The following is a 20,811-nucleotide window of genomic DNA, read 5'->3' as shown; positions in this document are numbered from 1 at the left end:
CGGTTAAATTTGCCGGGGTGCATTGTTATAATGAATGAGATTTGAAAACCGTGATATAGGAGACTTGCATATGATGTGGCTTCAGAAGTTGAACCAAGTGTTGGGGAGAATCATGCCGCTTTTGACTCCGTCAAGTGTGGCGGCGGGTGTGCTGTTATCTCAGCATATCAGCTGGATGGCCGGCGCTGTGCCGTGGATATTTGCATTTATTACATTTACGGGCAGTCTGAGTGCCAATTTTCATTCGCTGAAGCGCAGTATCGAGAAGCCGCTACCGATGATCATGGCATTGTTTGTTCTGCATATTTTCATGCCTGTTTTTGCATGGGGAAGCGGTCATCTGATTTTCAGCGGTGACCCTTTAACTGTGACGGGGCTGATTATGGGTGTGGTGATTCCGACCGGAATTACGAGTTTGATTTGGGCTGCGATGTATAAGGGGAATGTCGGATTGACGCTGTCTATTATCCTGGTTGATACCGTGCTTTCTCCTTTTATCGTACCGTTAAGCCTGTCTGTCCTGGCCGGGGCGAATGTTCAGATGGATGTGTGGGGAATGATGAAAGGGCTGGCGGAGATGGTGGTGATTCCATCCATCGCAGGGATGATAGTCAACCAGTTTTCCCCGCCGGTAAGGACTCAGGCAATAAGCCGGTCGCTGTCTCCTTTTTCAAAAATCTGTCTGATGATTGTCATTGCCATTAACAGTTCGGAAATCGCGCCGTATGTCACGCACGTGGATATCAAATTTGCGGGCATCGCAGGCATGGTATTTTTTATTGCCATGACGGGTTATGCCGTGGCTTGGCTGATCGGAAGACTGATGAAGCGGAGCCAGGATGAAATCGTGTCTCTGATTTATACAGGGGGCATGCGCAATATCAGTGCCGGAGCCGTTCTCGCCGTTTCTTTTTTTCCGTCTCAAGTGGCGGTCCCGGTCGTCATCGGGATGCTTTTTCAGCAAATCCTTGCAGCTTTGTTCGGCTATTTGCTGAGACGCTTTGAACTTAAGCCGGTCGTGATGAAGTATGAAAAAAACCGCTCAGCTACGTGAGCGGTTTTTTCCGTACAGCCAGCTTAGTGCTGCATTGAATTGTCGTTTGAATGCTTCTTGATGGTGCACGGCGCCTTCTTCAACAGTGAAAGAGAGCTGAGATTGAGAAAAGCCTTTTTGCTTGAGGCTTTCGTACACGTCTTTATTTAGTCGGATCATGGTGTTTTGGATGTTGTTTTTATGCTCAGCTTCGCGGCTGCCGACAGACATATAGATACGCCGCCGTGCCGGACGCAAAGATGCGGAGCGGACATAATCTGCTGATTTTTCATACCAGAAGGAACCGGAAATACAACCGATTCTGCCGAATATTTCAGGCTTTTGTAGCATCGCGTATATCGAAAACAGTCCGCCTAATGACGCGCCGATCAGTCCTCTCGTTTCCGGATGTGCAGAAATGTGATGCATATCTTCAACAGTGGGAATGATGACATTTGTCAGCTCCTCGAGAAAGAGCCTCCCTTTGCCGCCGAAATCATGAAACGCAGGGCTCAGGGAAGGCGCGGGCCACGGCGTGTACTCATCGAGCCTGTCAGCCGGTTTGATGCCGATGAAAATCAATTCGGGAAGTGTTCCGTTCGCAAATTGGGATTCAAGCTTATCCATCTGTTCTAAAAACAAAGAACCCCCGTCCAGTACGTACACACAGGGTAAAGCCCCTGTTTGAACCGAATAGGAGGGAGGAAGATACACAGTGCATTCCTTTCCGTTTATCCGGTGTTCTGTAAGGGTGCCTCTCATGCATCCAGCCCCTTCTTTTGCTTAAACAGAAGAAAAAAGAAATAAGGAACGCCGAGAATCGCAAGAATAATTCCCGCCGGCACTTCTGAAGGCTGAAAGAACAATTTGCCCGCAAAGTCGGCGGATATGACGAGGAGCATACCGACCAATCCGCTGACCGGTAATGAGTATCTGTGCTCAATCCCGGCGAGCCTGCGGGAAATATGGGGCGCGATCAGTCCGACAAATGCCATGCTGCCCGCTGCGGTTACACATGCGCTGATCAAAGCGATGCAGGCAATGAGTAAAATCGTTTTTTCTTTATTGGTTGAAACACCGAGGCTTTTCACCGTGTCCTCATCGAAACGAATGGTATCCAGCAATGACGTTTTCGCCATAAGCAGAGGAATGAACACGATCAGCCACGGAAGGATCGCCGTAATGGTCATCCAGTTTGCCGACCAGATGCTGCCGTTTTTCCAAACCATCGCCATCTCATAATCCTGCGGGTCCATTTTTAATGAAAGAAATAAAGACAGCGCGCTGAATCCGGAATTCATGGCGATCCCGACGAGAATAATTCTGCCCGATTCCAGATGCCCCCGGTGCCAGGCGAAAATATAGATCAGCACGGCCGCCATCAATCCTCCGATGAGGCCGAAGACAGGCATACCCATCGCAGAGGCAAGTGCCGTCGCTTCAGATTGTCCCTGAAACAGAAGCATAAACGTGACGATTCCGGCTCCGGCTCCTGCATTAATGCCCAAAATACCGGGATCGGCAAGACCGTTTTTGGTAATGGCCTGAATAACGGCTCCGGCTATCCCCAATCCGAGCCCGATGGCAGCAGCCATGACAATGCGCGGCAGCCTCAGCTGAAACAGCAAAATATCATATTGCGGATTCGGATGGATGCGGAAAAGGGTACTGAGCAGTTCACCCGGCTTTGCGGAAAAAGAACCGCTTGTCATGCTGAAATAGCTTACGAGCAATATGAGAGCAATCAGAATGATATAAATTCCGGCCATTTTACGCACCACGCTGATCCCCTCCTTTTCTTTTAATCAAATAAAGAAAGAAAGGAACACCGATGATAGAAGTGACAACTTCAATAGGCGTCTCAAACGGATAATTGATGAATCGGCTGGCAAGATCGCAAAGGGTCAGGAAGACGCCGCCGATGATGCACGCGCATGGGATCAGCCTGCTGTAGTCCGATCCGACGAGAAAACGTGTGATGTGCGGAACGACCAAACCGACAAATGCAATTTTTCCGGCGAGTGCCACCGAGCTTCCGGTCAATATGACAACGGCCGCCATCGCCATGAGTTTGATGGTTCTTTTCTGCTGTCCCAGACTTTTTGAAATGTCGTCTCCTAATGATACGGCAGTGACCTTTTTGCTGAGAATCATGGCCGTGATGATTCCGATCGCAAAAAACGGGACGGCCAGTTTCAAAAAATCAGGGTTCATTTGATGCAGTCTCGCACTGTACCAAAAACTGAGATCCTGCGAAATTTGAAAATAAATCGAAAGCGCAGCCGACAGACTGCTGAGAAGCATACTGGTCACCGTTCCGATAATGGCAAGCTGCACCGGGGTAAAACCGCCGGGAAGAATGGAGGCCAGCCCGAAAACAAGAGCGGCGCCGAATGCGGAACCGATAAACGAGTATATGATCATTTCAATGGATGTCGATTGAGGGAGCAATACCATGCAAAGGGTGATGATAAAAGCGGAGCCGTCCGACACACCCATGATCGAAGGCGAGGCCAGATAGTTCCGTGTGATTCCCTGCATGAGCGCTCCGGAAACAGCAAGGGCGGCGCCGATAAACATAGCGCCGGCAGCCCTCGGGATTCTTGAATGCCATATGATCTGATGGTCGGTATTCTCCGGATTAAAGTGCAGCAATGCGGAGAACACGGTATGGATGTCAAGCTGCTTTGCGCCGTATAAAACGGAAAGCAGCAGTGACAGAACAATGGCAATCGGTGAAGCAATGATAATCATGTGTGTCCGCCGTTTTGCATACATGTGAAAAACCTACTCTTTATTAGTCTTGAGTCAATTTGTCAGCCGCAACCTGTAAGAAGCTGATTTTACTCCACGCGGTTCCGCCTTGGGCTAATGGATCAATCGTATTGACGTATACATGGTCTTTTTTGACTGCCTTCAGGCTCTTCCAGATCGGATTTTTCTCTAAGTCTTTCAAAGCGCCCGGCTTATCTGCGTTTTCGTCATCAGAGAATTGTACGAAGATGTGGTCAGGGTTCATTTCGCTTAATTTTTCAAGAGAAATCAGTTCCTGCGCTTTCGCCGCTTTGACTTCGTCCGGCGCCTTCAGGCCTAAATCACCGTAAAGCGTGGAGTTGAAATATACTTGTTCAGGATAAATATAAATATTGCCTTGTCTGATTCTGATGACCAGCGCGTTTGACTGTTTCGCTTTGCTGTTGATCTTTGTTTTTGTCTTTTTCAGGTCCTGTTCGTAATCTGCGATGATTTTTTTCGCTTTTTTCTCTTTATCTGTAAGCTGGGCGAGCAGCATCATGTTTTCTTTCCAGTTTGATGAGATATGAGAGACAGGGATCGTTTCAGCGGTGCCGCTCAATTTTTTCAACGTTTTTTCCGGGAATTTGGTTGATGCCAGAATGACGTCCGGCTGCAGCTCAAGAATTTTTTCCATATTCGGCTGCATTTTTTCTCCCGTAGATACGGATTTATCTGTAATATCTTTAAACAGTTCCGGGAATTTGCCGGAGAAAGAAATTGCTCCTGCCGGATGAACGTCAAGCAATTTGGCGTCTTCCATTGATTCTACGCTGCCTGTAATGGCGATTTTGTCAGTCGGCGCTTTGACTTCATATGTTTTTCCGAGATATTCGATTTTCTTTTTATCTGAAGAAGCGTCCTTTCCTTTACTTGCTGTATCAGATGTTTCTGAGCTTCCGCAAGCCGCGGCCGTGAAAGCCAAAAGCAAAATCATGAAAGCGAATGCCAATTTCTTCATCTATTGTTCCTCCTGTTCAATTGATAACTATTATCAATTGGAATTATAGAGAATGAACAGGGATAAGACCATGGATAATTTCCGGCATTACCATGGACGATCTTCGGATAAAATGGAAATGCTTTGCTCGATTATCCGCTGATGTCCGTTTGGAGAATATTCAATCCACGGGTCAGATGATATGGGAAACACGCGTTTATTGCTGACAGCTCTAAGGTTCTGCCATATCCCGGTCTGCTGAATCCGCTGAAAATAACGAAGCGTTTCCGGTTCTTTACAAGTGAAAAGCATGATGCAGTCAGCCTGGCAATCCGCCAGCATGTCCAAGGAAATCTTTTCGTCAGGAGCAAAAGATTCCGGTTTTGCGGAGGCAAAGCCTAAATCACCGAAGAAGACATCCTCAATACTGTTGTTATGGGCGATGTACATATTTTCTTTATATACACGGACAAATAAGAACCGCTGATGCCGCACGTGTTTCAGAGCATCTTTCGCTGAATGGGCGAGACTTTGATAAGCTTTAAGCCAGTGCCGCGCTTCCTGCTCTTCATTCAAATATGCGGCTGTGCGAAGAAACTGGTCTCTCCAATTCTCTTGAGCCGGAAGGTAAAAAACTTCAGTGATGTCATTCAGGCGCTGTTTTTCTTCTTCACTGACAGAATCAAGACTGAAAATGATGTCCGGGGCAGCTTGGGAAAGCGTGTGCAGGTTCTCTTCCCAATTTGCATTATAGCGGTAAGCACTCAGGTGAACCGGAATATCGGAAGAGAATTGTTTGTAATAATAGGCCGTCCATTTCGGGTGCAGCGCCGCAGCATAAGGCACGTGATGCAGAGGAATCAGATGCCCCATCGTTTCTTTTCCGTACGCGGCCATTTTTGTGCGCCTTTTTTTCATATAGCTTGTAGGTGAGCTGCCGGTATGTTTTTTAAAGATGCGGCTGAAATAAAATTCGTCTTGGTAGCCGATTTGATGAGCGATTTCCCGCAGTTTGCAGTTTGCCTTGGCCATCAGTTTTTTCGCATTGGTTATGCGGATGTCTGTGATATATTCAGTTACGCTCTGCCCGTATAGTTTTTTAAAGGTTTCACTGTAATGCTTGGGACTGATTCCCGCCATATGAGCGAGCTGGGTGAGCGTGATTTTTGTGTCGGACTGAGCATGTATGAATTGTTTTGTCTGTTCGATCGCCGCTTTCGTATTATTTTGATGGCATACTTTTGCAGCATAAAGGTCATACATCAGCTGCTGAAAGTCGGCTGTATATTTCATTTTCTGCAATGCATCCGCCGATCGCACGTTTTCAGAAAGTGACTGAAGCCGGCTTGTCAAATGATCAACCGTTTGTAAATTCATTTGCTGAAGTCCGTGGAAGATGTCTTCCCCGTTATCCGGAAGCATCGCTTCATCATCTGATGAATAGGAGAAAACACGGAGTCTGACGATATACAAATGGATGCCGCCTGACGGTATAGGGGCAATATTGAATGTCTCATCACAAGGACAGATGTAGAGCGTTTCCTTCTGCAGCGGAAAGCTGTCTGTTCCGATATCAATTTGTCCCTCGCCTTTCACATGAAAGATCAATACGGGGGAATCAGTGAGCTGATGCTCTGACAGAAGGTCGGCTGTTTTTTTTACGGAGATGATATCAATGGGCTGAAAGAATAATGTGTTTTTCATGAGAAACCACCTTTTAGGAAACATTCATTTAAATGATAACTGTTATCATTTAAATTGTACCAAATAAATGAATGTTTTCCTATAAAAAGCGGAAATGTGAAATGCGTCAAAATGTTACACGTGTAACACGAATGTTGTCAGTATATGAGGTATTGTTTTCTTAGAGTTTTGAATTGGTTCAGCCGGCGTTGATATGTGCCGGTGATGTCTTCAATGGAAGTGCCTTTTTCTATTTTTTTGCGTACCCAGCCGTTACCGATCAGCTTGTCAAAAGAGCCTGTCGGCAAGAATGAAAAGTCATTCGGATATAAGTCATGCATGGTTTTCAGAATGGAAAGCCCTGTTTTTGCCGCTTCAAATGTGTTTCTGTTTGTTACGTAGACTTGTACGCCGTGGCACAGTTTGCCCTGGTGCTTGGAGAAGCTGGGGATAAATGATGCGGCTCTGAAGGTGACACCCGGAAGCTTGAGACTGTTCAGGCGTTCTTCGAGCTCGGTGCTTTTCATATAAGGCGCGCCGATCAGTTCAAACGGCTTTGTCGTGCCCCTTCCTTCGGATACGTTGGTGCCTTCGATTAGTCCTGTCGCCGAATATGCGAATATGCTGTCCGGGGTCGGGATATTAGGCGAAGGGAGGACGAACGGCAGACTGGTATCTTCAATTGTCATCGTCCGCTTCCAGCGCTTCATTTTTACGACGGTTAGGTCGGCACCAATATGAAACTCTTTATTGAATAAAAGAGCAAGTTCACCGATCGTCATGCCGTGCTTCAGCGGGATCGGATACAGTCCGACAAATGAAGCGTAATCCGGTTCAAGAACCGGGCCGTCCGGATTTCGTCCGCCTTGCGGATTCGGCCGGTCCAAGACATAAAAAGGAATGCCTTTTTCTTTTGCCGCTTCCATGGCATAGGCCATTGTATAAATGTAGGTGTAGTATCGCGTTCCGACATCCTGAATATCGAAAATCAGCACATCTGTATCTTTCAGCATGTCAGGCGTCGGTTTCCTCGTTTCCCCGTACAGGCTGTAGACGGGAAGCCCTGTTTTTTCGTCTATATAGGATGTGACTTTGTCTCCGGCCTGAGCATCGCCGCGGACACCGTGCTCCGGTCCGAATAATGCCGTCAAGTGGATGTCTGGTGCCTCATACAGCACGTCAACGCTGCTTTTCAATGAATTGTTCACACCGGTCGGGTTGGTGATCAGCCCGACCCTTTTTCCCTTCAGTTCCTGTTTATAATCTTTCAGCAGGCGGTCGATGCCTGTTTGGATGCTTGGTTTCTTGGCGGTATGAAGGTTTCTGTCAGAAGCCGCCGAGACTGCCGTCATAGCACTGATGACGACTAATCCGGCAATAAGCGCAGCCGTTTGTGTTTTCATGATCAGTCCTCCTGTTTAAAGCGGTTTTCCGGTCTTCAGATTGATACCGAAACCATAAGGATACAGTGTCGTTCCCGGATGCGTGACGGAAGGAATGTCAGCGGGCAGCCTGCCTTGCGGTTTTGTCTGTCCGAATATCGCTTCAACGCCTGCCGGAATGTTTGGCTGGAGAAATTGTCCGTCTGTATATCCTTTAAAGCCGTAGACTGCGATAAGGGCTTCAGCTTCTTCAAAGTTCGCAGCGTCATATGGATTACGCAGGCTCATCAGCACAAAGGGTTTTTGGTTCGATTGTGCGGCTTTCATGACGGCCCGCGGAAATGCAGTCGTCCACTTGCCGGGATCTGTGACGGAATCGTCAATCACGCCGTCGTTTACGACAGGATCATTTTTCACAACATATGAGCCTGTAATCACGTAATCAGCGTCAGATATCTGCTTTTTGTGTTCATCATGAAATGTACGCTCGGCGAAGTTCATTTTACTGATGGTTACCGGCCGGATTTTTTTCTTTTTGATGAGCTGCCGAATGGTTTGTTCCATTGACGCTGTTTGATCTTCATATGGAGCGGCAATGAGAACGCGGCTGTTCTTTTTCGGTTTGAATGGGAGCGTGCGGTTTTTGTTTTGTAAGACGGTGACGGACCTTTCCGCGATTTGTTTTTCCGCTTTCAGGTGATTTTTGCTGCCGACGGTTTTCTTTGCTTTTGCAATCTTCTTTTTCAGATTTTTCTCTTTCGGGGAGGGATATATCCCTCGTTTTATTTTCAGGGAAATGATGCGTTCCGCTGATTTGTTAATTTGCTGCAGCGGAATTTCCCCTTTTTGTACCGCCTTTTTTAAAGCGGAATGAACCCGGGCAAAGCGGTTTTCCGTTTGCAGCGATGTCACTTGGGCCGGCATCAGGGCAATATCGACTCCTGCTTTTACGGCCATGACGACCGCCTCTTCCTGGCCGAAATGATCGGCAATGGCTTTCATATTTAATGCATCCGTAACGATGACGCCGTTAAATCCCATTTCTCCACGGAGAAGATGAGTCATCACTTTTTTCGAGAGTGTGGCGGGTACGAGGATGTCTGAACCGTCCAGCTTGCTTTTATAGGTTGTATCGTCAAACGCGGGAAATTGCACATGGGCTGTCATGATCATATCAGCTCCGGCCTGAATGGCCTTCCGGAACGGATAAAGTTCAATCTGACGCAGCCTTTCTTGATTGTGGGTGACAAGCGGAAGGCCGTAGTGGCTGTCGACATCCGTGTCGCCGTGTCCCGGGAAATGTTTAACGGCGGCAGCGACATCCTGCTTTTGCTGAGCCTTCATTGAGGCAAGGCCGAGTGAAGCTGTCAGACCTCGGTCTGAACTGAACGACCTGACGCCGATGACAGGGTTTCCGGGATTATTATTGATATCGAGAACGGGTGCGAAATTCGTATTAATGCCCAGTGCTTTCAATTCTTTCCCGATAATGGCGCCGGTCTGGGACGCGTAGGCTGTTTTTCTAGCGGCTCCGAGCGCCATATTGCCTGGGAAATGAGTGCCTTCACCAAGTCTAGTTACGATGCCGCCCTCCTGATCAATGCTTAATAATAGCGGAATGGCAGGGCTCGCCTTTTGAAAGGCATCTGTCAGGCGTACCGTTTGCTCAGTGTTTTTTACATTTTCTGCAAATAAGATAACGCCGCCGAACCGGTACTTTTGAATAAGCCCTGCGACTTCGTCATTCATTTTGGTAAGAGCCTCAGGTGATGACTGCCCCTTTTTTTGCCAATTGCGAAAATCAGGCATGAGCATCTGCCCTAATTTTTCATCTAATGTCATACGGGATACCGCTTGTTCCGCCTGTGACGGAATGTCCGGTTTTGTCGATACATGATGCGTGCCGAAAACAATGAACAACAGTAATACAGCTGAGATGACAAGTTTCATGATGGTGCCCTCCTGCCTTCATAGTTTGGACAAAAGACATGGGTTGTCATTCAATGGCTTCATAAATCGTTTTTATGACGCTGCCGTAGCTTCCGGTCGGAAAAAGATCCCCTTCAAAAACATTCGGGTTTTCACCGGGACTGACGACGGGGGAATGCTTTTTATTGGTTAAAAGTGCGATCCCCAGCTTATAAGCGGGATCAATAATCGTGATGGTGCCGGTCCATCCCGTATGGCCATATGCCTGCCTGCTTGCATAAGGGCCGAACATCCACTCCATATCCGGGCTGCCGTTTTTCCGCCAGCCGAGAGCGAAAGTCGGATCAGAGGATGCCGCCGTTGTGAACAAATCGGCCGTTCTTTTATTGAAGAGAGAAACGTGTTTATAACTGCCTCCGTTCAGCATGACTTGAAGAAGGACGGCCATATCATCAGCTCTGGAAAACAGCCCGGCGTGACCGGACACCCCTCCCATTGAGTAAAATGCTTTTTCATCGTGAACTTCCCCCTGCAGCGTATACGTCCTGATGTGAGGAAAATGGATGACTCCGTCACGTGTGTTGCCTAAACGTTCAGTAGCTGCGAATGCTTTTTCTTTAAAGCCTTTTTGCAGCGGGTTGAACAGTGTGTGCGTCAGTTTCAGCGGTTTGTACAGTTCTTGTTCCGCATAGGCATCAAGGGTTTTTCCGGTTATGTTTTCAATGATGCAGCCGAGAAGCATGTAACCGATATCGCTGTATACGTGTTTTGTTCCCGGTTTGTATTCAAGCGGGATTTGGGTGAGAAAACGGATCGTTTTATCCCGTTCTTGTGAATACAAAGGGCCTGCGGTGTCCGGCTGATAGAAATAAAAGCTTGCCGGCAAACCGGATTGATGCTGGAGCACATCGATGACGCGAATGCGGTCTTTTTCTTGAATCGGATCGCTTTTTCTGTCTTTGAAATCAGGAAGGTAAGCCGAGACTTTTTGATACACATCAAGCTTTCCCTGGCTGACGAGTCGCTGTAATGCAAAATTCGCCGCGTACATTTTTGTATTGGAAGCTAGATCAAACATGGTTGATGTTTTCATTTTTTTCGGACGGGATAAAAGGGTGTTCCCGTCATATTTTTTGCTGTAGCCGTATGCTTTCTTTTTGATCACCCGTCCGTCCTTTACGACGACGAGGACGGCTCCGGGGAATCCTGCTGCGATGTCTTTTTCAATCATTTGATCAACCTTTCTGAGCTTTGCTGCGTCGTATAATTTGGATTGGGCTTCGGCTTTGTGCTGCGGCAGAAAAGAGAGGCTGATGACCATTGTGAGTATGGCGGCTGTCAGTGTTTTCATATTCTGATCCCTCCCGGTTTATTCAAATTCAGCAGCCATGTCATCCTTAAATCCGAACGCATAAGTGAAGACAAAGCCCGCCGCGTAAGAGATGAAGAGACCGATGATATACAAAACGATTTGAGCCGGCTGTACGAGAAACGAGAGCGGAAGGCCGGAGACACCGATTGAAAAAGTAGCCACCTGAAAATGGGCTTGAAAGGCGCCGCCGATTCCCGCCCCTAAACACGCCGTTAAAAACGGCCGGCCGAGCGGGAGCGTGACGCCGAAGATGAGCGGCTCTCCGATTCCGAGCAGACCGGATGGAAGTCCGCCGCCGATAGCTCTTTTCAATGAGGCTTTTTTTGTTTTCATAAAGATGGCGAAGGCCGCCCCTACCTGACCCGCGCCTCCCATCGCGAGAATCGGAAGAAGCGGGTCATCTCCGATTGATCGGATTAATTCCAAATGTACGGGAGTCAAGCCCTGATGCAGGCCGGTGACGACAAGCGGCAGGAAGGCGGCTCCCAGTACAAACCCTGAGAGCACTCCCCCGACATTCAGCAGCGACAATAAACCTGATGTAATGAGATCAGAAATAAAACCGCCTGCAGGGATAAAAACGACATATGTCACCAGCCCGGTGATAAGTAAAGACAATGTAGGCGTGACGATAATGTCGATGGATTGATGGACGTACTTTCTGATAAACCGTTCGGTATAAGCGATAAAAACCGCAGCGAAAAGAACGCCGATTAATCCTCCCCTGCCAGGGAGCAGATTCTCTCCGAACAAACTGATATTGGCGATCTCAGGGTTAAGGATCAATATACCCGCAAGGCCGCCCATCGCGGGAGTCCCGCCGAATTCCTTCGCCGCATTGATGCCGACAAGGACGCCGAGGTATGCGAATAAGCCTGAACCGATAACCGTTAAAATAAGTGCGATTTGGGATTCTTTCGGGAGCCAGCCGGCCTGAATGACGGCTTTCGTAATACCGGTGATTAAACCTGATGCAATGAGTGCGGGAATAAGGGGAATGAAGATGCTTGATATTTTTCTCAGAAACAGTCTGATGGGTGTGGTGTTTTTTCTGTTGAGATCGGCTTTTTTCCGTGAGGCGGCTTCTTTTAAATCAATGTTTTTTCCGGATGGCATAAGTTTTGCGAAAGCGTCGGCGACATGATTGACGACACCCGTGCCGAGAATGATCTGCAGTGTTTCGGCTTCGACGACGCCTATTACCCCGTCAAGCCGTTTCAGCGCTTCAATATCCGTTTTGTCCTGATCTAAAGGTGTAATCCTCAGGCGTGTCATACAGTGGGTAAAGCCTGAAATATTCGATGAACCGCCGCAATTGTCCAGGATATCTTTGGCCAGTGACTGATAAAATGCCTCTTTGCTCATGGAGATCCTCCTTTGTCCGTACGATTTTTCCCGGGGAGCTGTGCCTGAAACGCGTCCTAAAAGCGCCTGCGCCGATCATGAAAACGGCGCGGGCTCGTAAAAGCACATTATTTTTCACCAAAGAACGATCAGTGGTCTTTTTCTTTTGAAACGTGCTGTTCAATGGCTTTGTCAATGAAGCCGTCTGATTCTTTGAGCAGTGCCTTCGCGTGTGCTTCGTCCGAATTCGTCTTCAGCATGACGATTGCGGTTTTGACATGGCTGCCTGAGGCCTCAAGCGTTTCTTTTGCCTTGTCGTACGGAACGCCCGTGATGCTTTGGATAATGCCGATTGCGCGTTCTTTCAATTTTTCGTTGCTGACATGAACGTCCACCATTAAATTTTCGTACACTTTGCCGCTTTTGATCATCACGGCCGTGGAAATCATGTTCAGAATCATTTTATGTGCCGTCGCCGCTTTCATTCGTGTTGACCCTGTAATCACTTCGGGGCCGACGACGACTTCAATGCTGTGATCGGCATAAGTGCTGATCAATGAGTGTTTATTGCATGTGAGCGCGACAGTTTTGGCGCCGATTGTTTTTGCGTATTTCAGCGCACCGGCCGCATACGGCGTGCGCCCGCTTGCCGCGATGGCGATCACGGTGTCTTCTGCGGTAAGCCCGATCGTTTTGAGATCGAGAGCGCCGGTTTCCTCGCTGTCTTCTATACCTTCAGCCGCTTGCAAAAAGGCGTCTGCTCCTCCGGCCATCAGACCGATGACGGTGTCGGGACTTACGCTGTATGTAGGCGGGCATTCAACCGCATCCAGTACACCGAGTCTGCCGCTTGTGCCCGCTCCCGCATAAATCAGCCTGCCGTTTCGCCGTAATGATTGATGGGCGAATTGAACGGCAATCTGAATATCGGGCAGCACCTGCTGAACGGCTTCAGCCACTTTGAAATCCTCTTCGTTAATGATGCGGAGAATTTCCATCGTGTCTGCTTGATGGATTGAAGCGGTCTGCGGATTTCTGGTTTCTGTGGTCAATCTGTGAATGTTAAGCCGGTCTGTCATGATTGTACCCTCCCAAGTCGTTAATACTTGAAGTATATGGGCTTCTGAATAGATGTTTCAAGAAAAATCGGCAGGGATGAGATGAATAATCAAGCGCTTTCACAAAAAATGATGCAGAATGTGCTGTTCGCCGATGGGGCCGATCCTGCGACGACCTTTATCAATAAAACCGGAAGACCGGTACAGGTTCTTTGCACGATGATTGCGATGGTTTACAGCAAGCACGATTTCATCACACCAAGGAAAGTAATTTGCGACAAAAGCGGGGAGCTGCAGCATCGCTTGTTTGGCATAACCTTTTCCCTGATATGGCGCATGTAAGGACAGCGCACTCAGCAAAATGGCAGACACATTGTTCGAATATGGGGCAATGGTTTCTTTTGAGGTATGTAAAATAAAAAAACCGACGGGGCGGTCTTCTTTTAAAATGACTGTCGGGTAGCGATCCCGGATGACAAGAGCCTGCGGCAGTACATCCTTCGGGAGAGCTGTGAACTTTTTATCTTCTTCACTCAGCACAAACCCGTTCAGCCCGTCTGCATGCTCCGGTTTATAAAAGGACAGGGCTACATCCATGATATCTACTCTCCTTTTTTATAATTGATCCAATTCATCTTCTGATAGAACACGGCAGCCTGCCCGTTTTAAAAGAGCGGAAGTGATGCCGTCTCCGATTATTTTTTTTCCTGAGAAAGTGCCGTCATAGATAAAGCTGCTGCCGCAGGACGGACTGTTTTCTTTAAGGATGACCGTGGCGGCGCCTATTTCTTTTGCGTATGCTAATGTTTTTTCCGCGCCGTCCATATATAAAGCCGTAACGTCTTCGCCTGATGCCGTTACGATTCTTGCTGTTCCGTTCAGCACGTCTTCGCCCGTGCCGCCGATGATTTCCGCCGGTTCGCGGGGAGTGGTGAAGCCGCCCAAAAGTTCGGGGCAGACCATAACAGCTTTCTTTTCTTCTACGAGTCTGCGGATTTTTTCCGAAGCGGCGTGAGAGCCGTTATACCTGCATTCGATACCGCCGAGACAAGAGCTGACTAAGATCATCTGTGTCCATTCCCTTCAATATTTTGATACTTTCATCATAAATGAAATAAGAGAGGAGGGATGAGTTTTTCAGTTAAAAAACGGGTAAAAAAGTTTGAAAATAAAAAAAATAATTTTCCTCTTTACAAATGGGGTACAACCTGTATATAATAACTTTTGTCAGCTCGACGCGGACACAACGGCCCGTTGGTCAAGCGGTTAAGACACCGCCCTTTCACGGCGGTAACACGGGTTCGAATCCCGTACGGGTCATATGGAGGATTAGCTCAGCTGGGAGAGCATCTGCCTTACAAGCAGAGGGTCGGCGGTTCGATCCCGTCATCCTCCACCATATTTGCCGGCCTAGCTCAATTGGTAGAGCAACTGACTTGTAATCAGTAGGTTGGGGGTTCAAGTCCTCTGGCCGGCACTGTTTTTCAAAAAAATACGGAGGGGTAGCGAAGTGGCTAAACGCGGCGGACTGTAAATCCGCTCCCTCAGGGTTCGGCAGTTCGAATCTGCCCCCCTCCACCATTTTTGGGCTATAGCCAAGCGGTAAGGCAACGGACTTTGACTCCGTCATGCGTTGGTTCGAATCCAGCTAGCCCAGTCTCAGACACCTTTTGCATAAAGGTGTCTTTTTTTTTATCAGCATTTTGTTTCGATTTCTGATTGTTCATCAGATATACTATTTTTAAGCTGCTGTTAAGGCAGTATATTCTGTATTTTCCATCTACACCCTGCCTGAAATTTGGTAAAATAAATGTAATAAAAAAAATGAAACCTTTTAAAACAATCAACGTATAGATACAGACCGGTGAAGGGCAGAGGTAAGATAAAACATGGAAAACCTGATTAAAAAAAGAATCAAGCAAGTCAAAAAAGGCGATCAAAATGCGTTTGCAGAAATCGTTGACCTTTATAAAGATAAGATTTACCAGCTTTGCTACCGCATGCTCGGCAATGTTCACGAAGCGGAAGATATTGCGCAGGAAGCTTTTATCAGAGCGTATGTCAATATCGACAGTTTCGATATCAACAGAAAGTTTTCAACGTGGCTTTACAGAATTGCGACCAACCTGACCATTGACCGCATCCGCAAGAAAAAGCCTGATTACTATCTGGACGCAGAAGTAGCGGGAGCAGAAGGGCTGACGATGTATTCGCAGATCGCCGCGGACGGGGTTCTCCCTGAAGACGCCGTATTGTCATTGGAGCTGTCGGACACAATTCAGAAAAAGATTTTAAAGCTGCCTGACAAGTACAGAACGGTTATTGTATTAAAGTATATTGACGAACTCTCTTTAATTGAAATCGGGGAGATTCTGAATATCCCTGTCGGCACCGTCAAGACAAGGATACACAGAGGCAGAGAGGCTCTTAGAAAACAATTGAGGGATCTTTAAGTGGGGTGATGAAATGAGCTGTCCTGAACAGATCGTGCAGCTTATGCATAAGCATCTTGATGGAGATATCCTTCCTGAAGATGAAAACGTATTAAAACAACATTTGCAGTCATGCGGGAATTGCAAACGGCATTTTCATGAAATGGAGAAATCCATAGCACTCGTCCGAAGCACATCGCATGTCACGGCCCCTGCTGATTTTACTGCCAAAGTTATGGCGAATCTTCCAAAAGAGAAAAAACGCGCTTCTGTAAAACGATGGATCAAAACTCATCCGATGATTGCAGCCGCAGCGGTTTTTGTGATTTTAATGGGCGGCGGTTTTTTCAACAGCTGGCATAATGACCACAATTTCAGTGTGTCCAAACAGCCGAACCTTGTCGTGCAGAATCACACGGTCACCGTCCCTGAAGGCGAGACCGTAAAGGGCGATGTCACAGTAAAAAACGGCAAGCTGTTCATTGAAGGAAAAGTCGACGGCAATGTGACCGTCGTCAACGGAGAAAAATACATGGCCTCAGCCGGACAAGTCACCGGGCAGATTGAAGAGATTAACCAATTGTTTGACTGGGTCTGGTACGAACTGAAATCGGCGGGCCAGGGCGTCGTGAGCGCTTTGGACCCGAGTGAAGATGAGTAAAGCGTATAATCGCTTTACTCTTTTTTTGTGCATCGCCGCGCTGGCTCATTTCACTTGAGAAATCAAAATGTGGTATAATGAGCACGCTATATGATGTACATATTGCTCATGCAGCACAATTCATAACAGAAAAACGAAATGACTGAATTCTTGGAGGACGAGGAAATGGCTTTTGAGGACATCCCATTTTTGCAATACCTCGGCAATGCCGTTGATATTCTCCTTGTTTGGTATGTGATATATAAATTAATCATGGTCATACGCGGGACGAAGGCGGTTCAGCTTTTAAAAGGAATCGTCGTCATCGTATTGGTCCGGATGGCCAGTTCATATTTGGGACTCAGCACGCTTCAGTGGCTGATGGACCAAGCGATAACATGGGGATTTTTAGCGATCATCATTATATTCCAGCCTGAGCTGAGACGGGCGCTTGAACAGCTCGGACGGGGCCGGTTCTTTTCCAGGAGCGGAACCCCCGTGGAGGAAGCGCAGCATAAGACAATTGAAGCGATTACAAAATCGATCAGCTACATGGCGAAACGCCGCATCGGCGCACTCATCGCGATTGAGCGCGATACGGGAATGGGCGATTATATTGAGACGGGCATCCCGCTTAATGCGCAGGTCAGCTCGGAGCTTTTGATTAATATCTTCATCCCGAATACACCGCTGCATGATGGAGCGGTCATTATGAAAAATAACGAGATTGCGGCGGCTGCCTGTTATCTGCCGCTTTCTGAAAGCCCGTTTATTTCAAAGGAGCTGGGGACGCGTCACAGAGCGGCTGTCGGCATCAGTGAAGTGACGGACAGCTTAACCATTATTGTATCTGAAGAGACGGGCGCCATCAGTGTGGCCAAAAACGGAGACCTTCATAGAGAATTGACGGAAGAAGCACTGAAAGAAATGCTTGAAGCCGAGTTTAAGAAAAACGCCAGAGATACTTCTTCTAACCGCTGGTACTGGAGGGGCAAGAAAAATGGATAAATTCTTAAACAACCGCTGGGCTGTAAAGATCATTGCATTGCTCTTTGCGCTGCTGCTTTACGTTGCGGTTAACAACAACCAGGCGCCGACTCCGAAAAAGCCGGGGGAATCCTTTTTTCCGACATCAACGACTGACGAGGCTACGCTTACTGATATTCCTGTAAAAGCATACTATGATGAAGCGAACTATGTCGTCACCGGCGTGCCCCAGACCGTAAATGTCACGATTAAAGGCTCGACAAGCGCGGTGAAAAAGGCGAGACAGACGAAGAATTTTGAGATATACGCCGATATGAATAAGCTGAAGACCGGGACTCATAAGGTCGAATTGAAGGCGAAAAACGTATCGGACGGACTGACGATCTCCATTAACCCGTCAGTCACGACGGTTACGATTCAGGAAAAAACGGCTGAGAGTTTTCCCGTGGAAGTTGAATACTACAATAAAAGCAAAATGAAAAAGGGATATACCCCTCAGCAGCCGATTATCAGCCCGAAAAACGTGCAGATTACAGGTTCGAAAAATGTGATTGATAACATTTCACTTGTCAAAGCATCCGTGAACCTTGAAAATGCAAATGAGACCATTGAAAAGGAAGTGAAGGTGACCGTCTATGACAAAGACGGCAACGCACTTCCTGTTGATGTTGAACCGTCAGTCATTAAAGTGACGGTTCCCGTAGCCAGTCCGAGCAAAAAGCTTCCTTTCAAAATCGAAAGGAAGGGAAGTCTTCCGGACGGGGTGAGCGTTGCGAGCATTGACTCGAATCCGAGTGAGGTGACGGTTTACGGCCCGCAGGATGTGCTGGATTCACTTGAATTTATTGACGGCGTATCTCTTGATTTAGGCAAAATTGATAAAGATACCGATATCAATGCCGATATCCCGCTTCCTAAGGGTGTCACCAAGGTATCACCGGAAAAAATCACGCTTCATGTTAAAGTGGACAGTGAAGACAAAAAGGATTTTGACAATGTCGGAATCAAGACGGTCGGACTGGGAGGCTCACAGCAGATTGAGTTTCTCGATCCTGAATCGCAGGCGATAAATATTACGGCCAAAGGCTCTCCCGCCAACATTAAGGCGCTGAAAAAGTCGGACATTGAACTGTATGCCAATGTCTCGGACTTGGATGACGGAGAGCACTCTGTAAAGCTAGAAGTAAACGGCCCGCAAAACGTCACATGGGCCCTGTCAAAAGACACGGTTAAGATCAAGCTGACTTCTAAGAAAAACACAAGTTCAAATAGAAATGACGGCGGCTCCGCTGATTCCGGCAATAAGAACGGCACAAGCGGAGACGCAGACAAAGACAAAAACAAGAACCGGGAAGACGATACTGACAGCGATCAGAATAAAAGTCAAAACCAGGATCAAAATCAAGACCAGGATGAAGACGGATCAAGCGCTGATTCTTCTTCAACAGAATGAAAAAGGAGCGATACAAAATGGGCAAGTATTTTGGAACAGATGGTGTAAGAGGTGTTGCCAACAGCGAGCTTACGCCAGAGCTGGCCTTTAAAGTTGGGCGTTTTGGCGGTTATGTCCTGACCAAAGATAAGCAGCGCCCGAAAGTGCTGATCGGCCGTGATACACGTATCTCCGGACATATGCTGGAGGGAGCCCTTGTCGCCGGACTTTTATCGATCGGAGCTGAAGTGATGCGCCTCGGCGTTATTTCTACGCCGGGGGTATCCTATTTAACGAAAGCCATGGATGCTGAGGCGGGCGTCATGATCTCCGCTTCTCACAACCCCGTACAGGATAACGGAATTAAATTTTTCGGAGGGGACGGCTTTAAGCTTTCTGATGAGCAGGAGGCCGAGATTGAACGTCTCATGGATGAACCGGAAGATAAGCTGCCGAGACCGACAGGCGCGGACCTCGGGCTTGTAAACGATTATTTTGAAGGCGTTCAAAAGTATCTGCAATTTTTAAAGCAGACGGCGGACGAAGATTTCACAGGCATTCATGTAGCGCTTGACTGCGCCCATGGTGCGACATCATCCATTGCGACGCACCTTTTTGCCGATCTCGATGCTGACGTATCTACAATGGGGACGTCTCCGAACGGATTAAACATTAATGATGGCGTCGGGTCTACACACCCGGAAGCGCTGAGTGCTTTCGTCAAAGAAAAAAACGCCGATATCGGCCTTGCGTTTGACGGAGACGGCGACCGCCTCATTGCTGTTGATGAAAAAGGAAACATCGTCGACGGTGATCAGATTATGTACATATGCGCGAAGTATTTGAAATCAGAGGGCCGTCTGAAGGATGATACCGTCGTATCGACTGTGATGAGCAACCTCGGTTTTTACAAAGCGCTTGAAAAAGAAGAAATCAAAAGCGTTCAAACGGCAGTCGGCGACCGCTATGTCGTAGAAGCGATGAAAAAAGACGGCTATAATGTCGGCGGCGAGCAGTCAGGGCACCTTATTTTCCTTGATTACAACACTACCGGCGACGGTCTTTTGTCCGCGATCATGCTTGTGAATACGCTGAAGGCGTCCGGCAAAACTCTTTCAGAACTTGCGGATGAAATGAAAAAATTCCCGCAGCTCTTAGTGAACGTGAAAGTGACGGATAAATATAAGGTAGAAGAAAACGCTAAGGTGAAGGCCGTTATTTCTGAAGTGGAAAAAGAAATGAACGGAGACGGCCGGATTTTAGTGCGCCCATCAGGCACCGAACCGCTCGTCCGCGTGATGGCCGAAGCGAGAACAAAAGAGCTTTGTGACGAATATGTCACAAAAATCGTGGATGTCGTGCGGACAGAAATGGGAGCGGAGTAGCGAAGTTTATAAGCAGAGAGCGAACAAGACAAGTGCGATCAGCATAATATGATAGTAAACATGATGCCGGGGCGGCAAAAAATAATTGACCGTCCTTGGCACATGCTGTAAAATCAAGCTTGTTCAGCCTTTGTTTTTCACTTGCAGGAAAGGCGGGATTGTTTGCATCTTTTATAATTACAGCGCCCGAACTAAGCGCCCGAAAAACGGCTTAGTTGACGAGGATGGAGGTTATCGAATTTTCGGCGGATGCCTCCCGGCTGATTCATTTAGATCACAGCCGTAAGGATTTCTTCAAACCGGAGGGGCGACTCTCCGAACAAAGAGAAATCACATGATCTTCCAAAAAAACATGTGGGAGGGGACGATTGAAAGTCCCCTTGTAATTTGACTTTCTTCGT

General features: G+C 47.6%; 18 protein-coding genes and 5 tRNA genes. 11 read left to right on the top strand and 12 right to left on the bottom strand.

The features are described 5' to 3' along the window. Positions 1-112 precede the first annotated feature (112 nt). The gene (locus NQS30_RS12985; protein WP_094031904.1) at positions 113-1,054 is read left to right on the top strand and encodes a bile acid:sodium symporter family protein; all 942 of its coding nucleotides are present in this window, start codon (positions 113-115) and stop codon (positions 1,052-1,054) included. On the opposite strand, the gene NQS30_RS12980 is transcribed toward NQS30_RS12985, so the two are convergent. The 12 genes from NQS30_RS12980 to NQS30_RS12925 form a co-directional block, all read right to left on the bottom strand. After that, positions 1,043-1,795: an alpha/beta hydrolase gene (locus tag NQS30_RS12980; protein WP_015239050.1), complete on the bottom strand. Its 753-nt coding sequence runs from the start codon at positions 1,793-1,795 to the stop codon at positions 1,043-1,045. The genes NQS30_RS12985 and NQS30_RS12980 overlap by 12 nt on opposite strands. Then, the gene (gene feuC / locus NQS30_RS12975; protein ID WP_032870282.1) at positions 1,792-2,802 is read right to left on the bottom strand and encodes an iron ABC transporter permease FeuC; all 1,011 of its coding nucleotides are present in this window, start codon (positions 2,800-2,802) and stop codon (positions 1,792-1,794) included. Before feuC ends, NQS30_RS12980 begins: the two co-directional genes overlap by 4 nt. A gap of 1 nt (position 2,803) precedes the next feature. Beyond that, entirely contained in the window at positions 2,804-3,811 is a 1,008-nt protein-coding gene (locus NQS30_RS12970) for a FecCD family ABC transporter permease (RefSeq protein ID WP_007408022.1), read from the bottom strand. Between the two features lie 19 nt (positions 3,812-3,830). Further along, the gene (locus tag NQS30_RS12965; RefSeq protein ID WP_015239052.1) at positions 3,831-4,787 is read right to left on the bottom strand and encodes an ABC transporter substrate-binding protein; all 957 of its coding nucleotides are present in this window, start codon (positions 4,785-4,787) and stop codon (positions 3,831-3,833) included. A gap of 87 nt (positions 4,788-4,874) precedes the next feature. Then, a complete protein-coding gene (gene btr, locus NQS30_RS12960) occupies positions 4,875-6,470 on the bottom strand; it encodes a bacillibactin transport transcriptional regulator Btr (RefSeq protein ID WP_015239053.1) in 1,596 nt (531 codons plus the stop codon). A 137-nt stretch (positions 6,471-6,607) separates the two neighbouring features. Then, complete coding sequence (locus NQS30_RS12955; protein ID WP_069007419.1) at positions 6,608-7,852, bottom strand: exo-beta-N-acetylmuramidase NamZ family protein; 1,245 nt, start codon at positions 7,850-7,852, stop codon at positions 6,608-6,610. 15 nt (positions 7,853-7,867) lie between these two features. Then, positions 7,868-9,781: a glycoside hydrolase family 3 protein gene (locus NQS30_RS12950; protein ID WP_218791446.1), complete on the bottom strand. Its 1,914-nt coding sequence runs from the start codon at positions 9,779-9,781 to the stop codon at positions 7,868-7,870. A 46-nt stretch (positions 9,782-9,827) separates the two neighbouring features. Beyond that, positions 9,828-11,111: a penicillin binding protein PBP4B gene (gene pbp4b / locus NQS30_RS12945; protein ID WP_218791447.1), complete on the bottom strand. Its 1,284-nt coding sequence runs from the start codon at positions 11,109-11,111 to the stop codon at positions 9,828-9,830. Between the two features lie 18 nt (positions 11,112-11,129). Continuing rightward, positions 11,130-12,497, bottom strand: coding sequence for a PTS transporter subunit EIIC (locus NQS30_RS12940; RefSeq protein WP_011996217.1), 1,368 nt, complete (start codon positions 12,495-12,497; stop codon positions 11,130-11,132). 128 nt (positions 12,498-12,625) lie between these two features. Then, on the bottom strand, positions 12,626-13,555 hold the full coding sequence (gene murQ, locus NQS30_RS12935) for an N-acetylmuramic acid 6-phosphate etherase (RefSeq protein WP_085341684.1): 930 nt from the start codon (positions 13,553-13,555) through the stop codon (positions 12,626-12,628). A 99-nt stretch (positions 13,556-13,654) separates the two neighbouring features. Beyond that, on the bottom strand, positions 13,655-14,131 hold the full coding sequence (locus NQS30_RS12930; protein WP_011996219.1) for a GNAT family N-acetyltransferase: 477 nt from the start codon (positions 14,129-14,131) through the stop codon (positions 13,655-13,657). An 18-nt stretch (positions 14,132-14,149) separates the two neighbouring features. After that, positions 14,150-14,602, bottom strand: a complete 453-nt coding sequence (locus tag NQS30_RS12925; RefSeq protein ID WP_007408014.1) for a 2-thiouracil desulfurase family protein — start codon at positions 14,600-14,602, stop codon at positions 14,150-14,152. A gap of 180 nt (positions 14,603-14,782) precedes the next feature. On the opposite strand from NQS30_RS12925, the gene NQS30_RS12920 reads away from it, so the two are divergent. The 10 genes from NQS30_RS12920 to glmM all read left to right on the top strand — a co-directional run bounded on the left by NQS30_RS12920 (position 14,783) and on the right by glmM (position 20,410). Then, positions 14,783-14,854, top strand: a tRNA-Glu gene (locus tag NQS30_RS12920). Positions 14,855-14,857: 3 nt separating this feature from the next. Continuing rightward, positions 14,858-14,933, top strand: a tRNA-Val gene (locus NQS30_RS12915). Between the two features lie 5 nt (positions 14,934-14,938). After that, a tRNA-Thr gene (locus tag NQS30_RS12910) sits at positions 14,939-15,011 on the top strand. 19 nt (positions 15,012-15,030) lie between these two features. Next, positions 15,031-15,115 (top strand) — tRNA-Tyr (locus tag NQS30_RS12905). Positions 15,116-15,119: 4 nt separating this feature from the next. Next, a tRNA-Gln gene (locus NQS30_RS12900) sits at positions 15,120-15,191 on the top strand. A gap of 232 nt (positions 15,192-15,423) precedes the next feature. Next, on the top strand, positions 15,424-15,987 hold the full coding sequence (gene sigW / locus NQS30_RS12895; RefSeq protein ID WP_003156766.1) for an RNA polymerase sigma factor SigW: 564 nt from the start codon (positions 15,424-15,426) through the stop codon (positions 15,985-15,987). Positions 15,988-16,000: 13 nt separating this feature from the next. Next, complete coding sequence (rsiW, locus tag NQS30_RS12890) at positions 16,001-16,627, top strand: anti-sigma-W factor RsiW (protein ID WP_007408013.1); 627 nt, start codon at positions 16,001-16,003, stop codon at positions 16,625-16,627. A gap of 165 nt (positions 16,628-16,792) precedes the next feature. Then, positions 16,793-17,614 carry a diadenylate cyclase CdaA gene (gene cdaA, locus NQS30_RS12885; RefSeq protein ID WP_003156763.1) on the top strand — a complete coding sequence of 274 codons (822 nt, stop codon included), beginning with the start codon at positions 16,793-16,795 and terminating at the stop codon, positions 17,612-17,614. After that, positions 17,607-19,046, top strand: a complete 1,440-nt coding sequence (locus NQS30_RS12880; RefSeq protein WP_218791448.1) for a CdaA regulatory protein CdaR — start codon at positions 17,607-17,609, stop codon at positions 19,044-19,046. Before cdaA ends, NQS30_RS12880 begins: the two co-directional genes overlap by 8 nt. 17 nt (positions 19,047-19,063) lie before the next feature. Continuing rightward, positions 19,064-20,410 carry a phosphoglucosamine mutase gene (glmM, locus tag NQS30_RS12875; RefSeq protein WP_007408011.1) on the top strand — a complete coding sequence of 449 codons (1,347 nt, stop codon included), beginning with the start codon at positions 19,064-19,066 and terminating at the stop codon, positions 20,408-20,410. Positions 20,411-20,811: the final 401 nt, after the last annotated feature.

The sequence above is a fragment of the Bacillus sp. B1(2022) genome (assembly GCF_040259625.1).
Lineage (GTDB): Bacteria > Bacillota > Bacilli > Bacillales > Bacillaceae > Bacillus > Bacillus velezensis.
The sequence above is the reverse complement of the archived record's forward strand: the minus strand, read 5'-3'. Positions and strand labels throughout refer to the sequence as shown.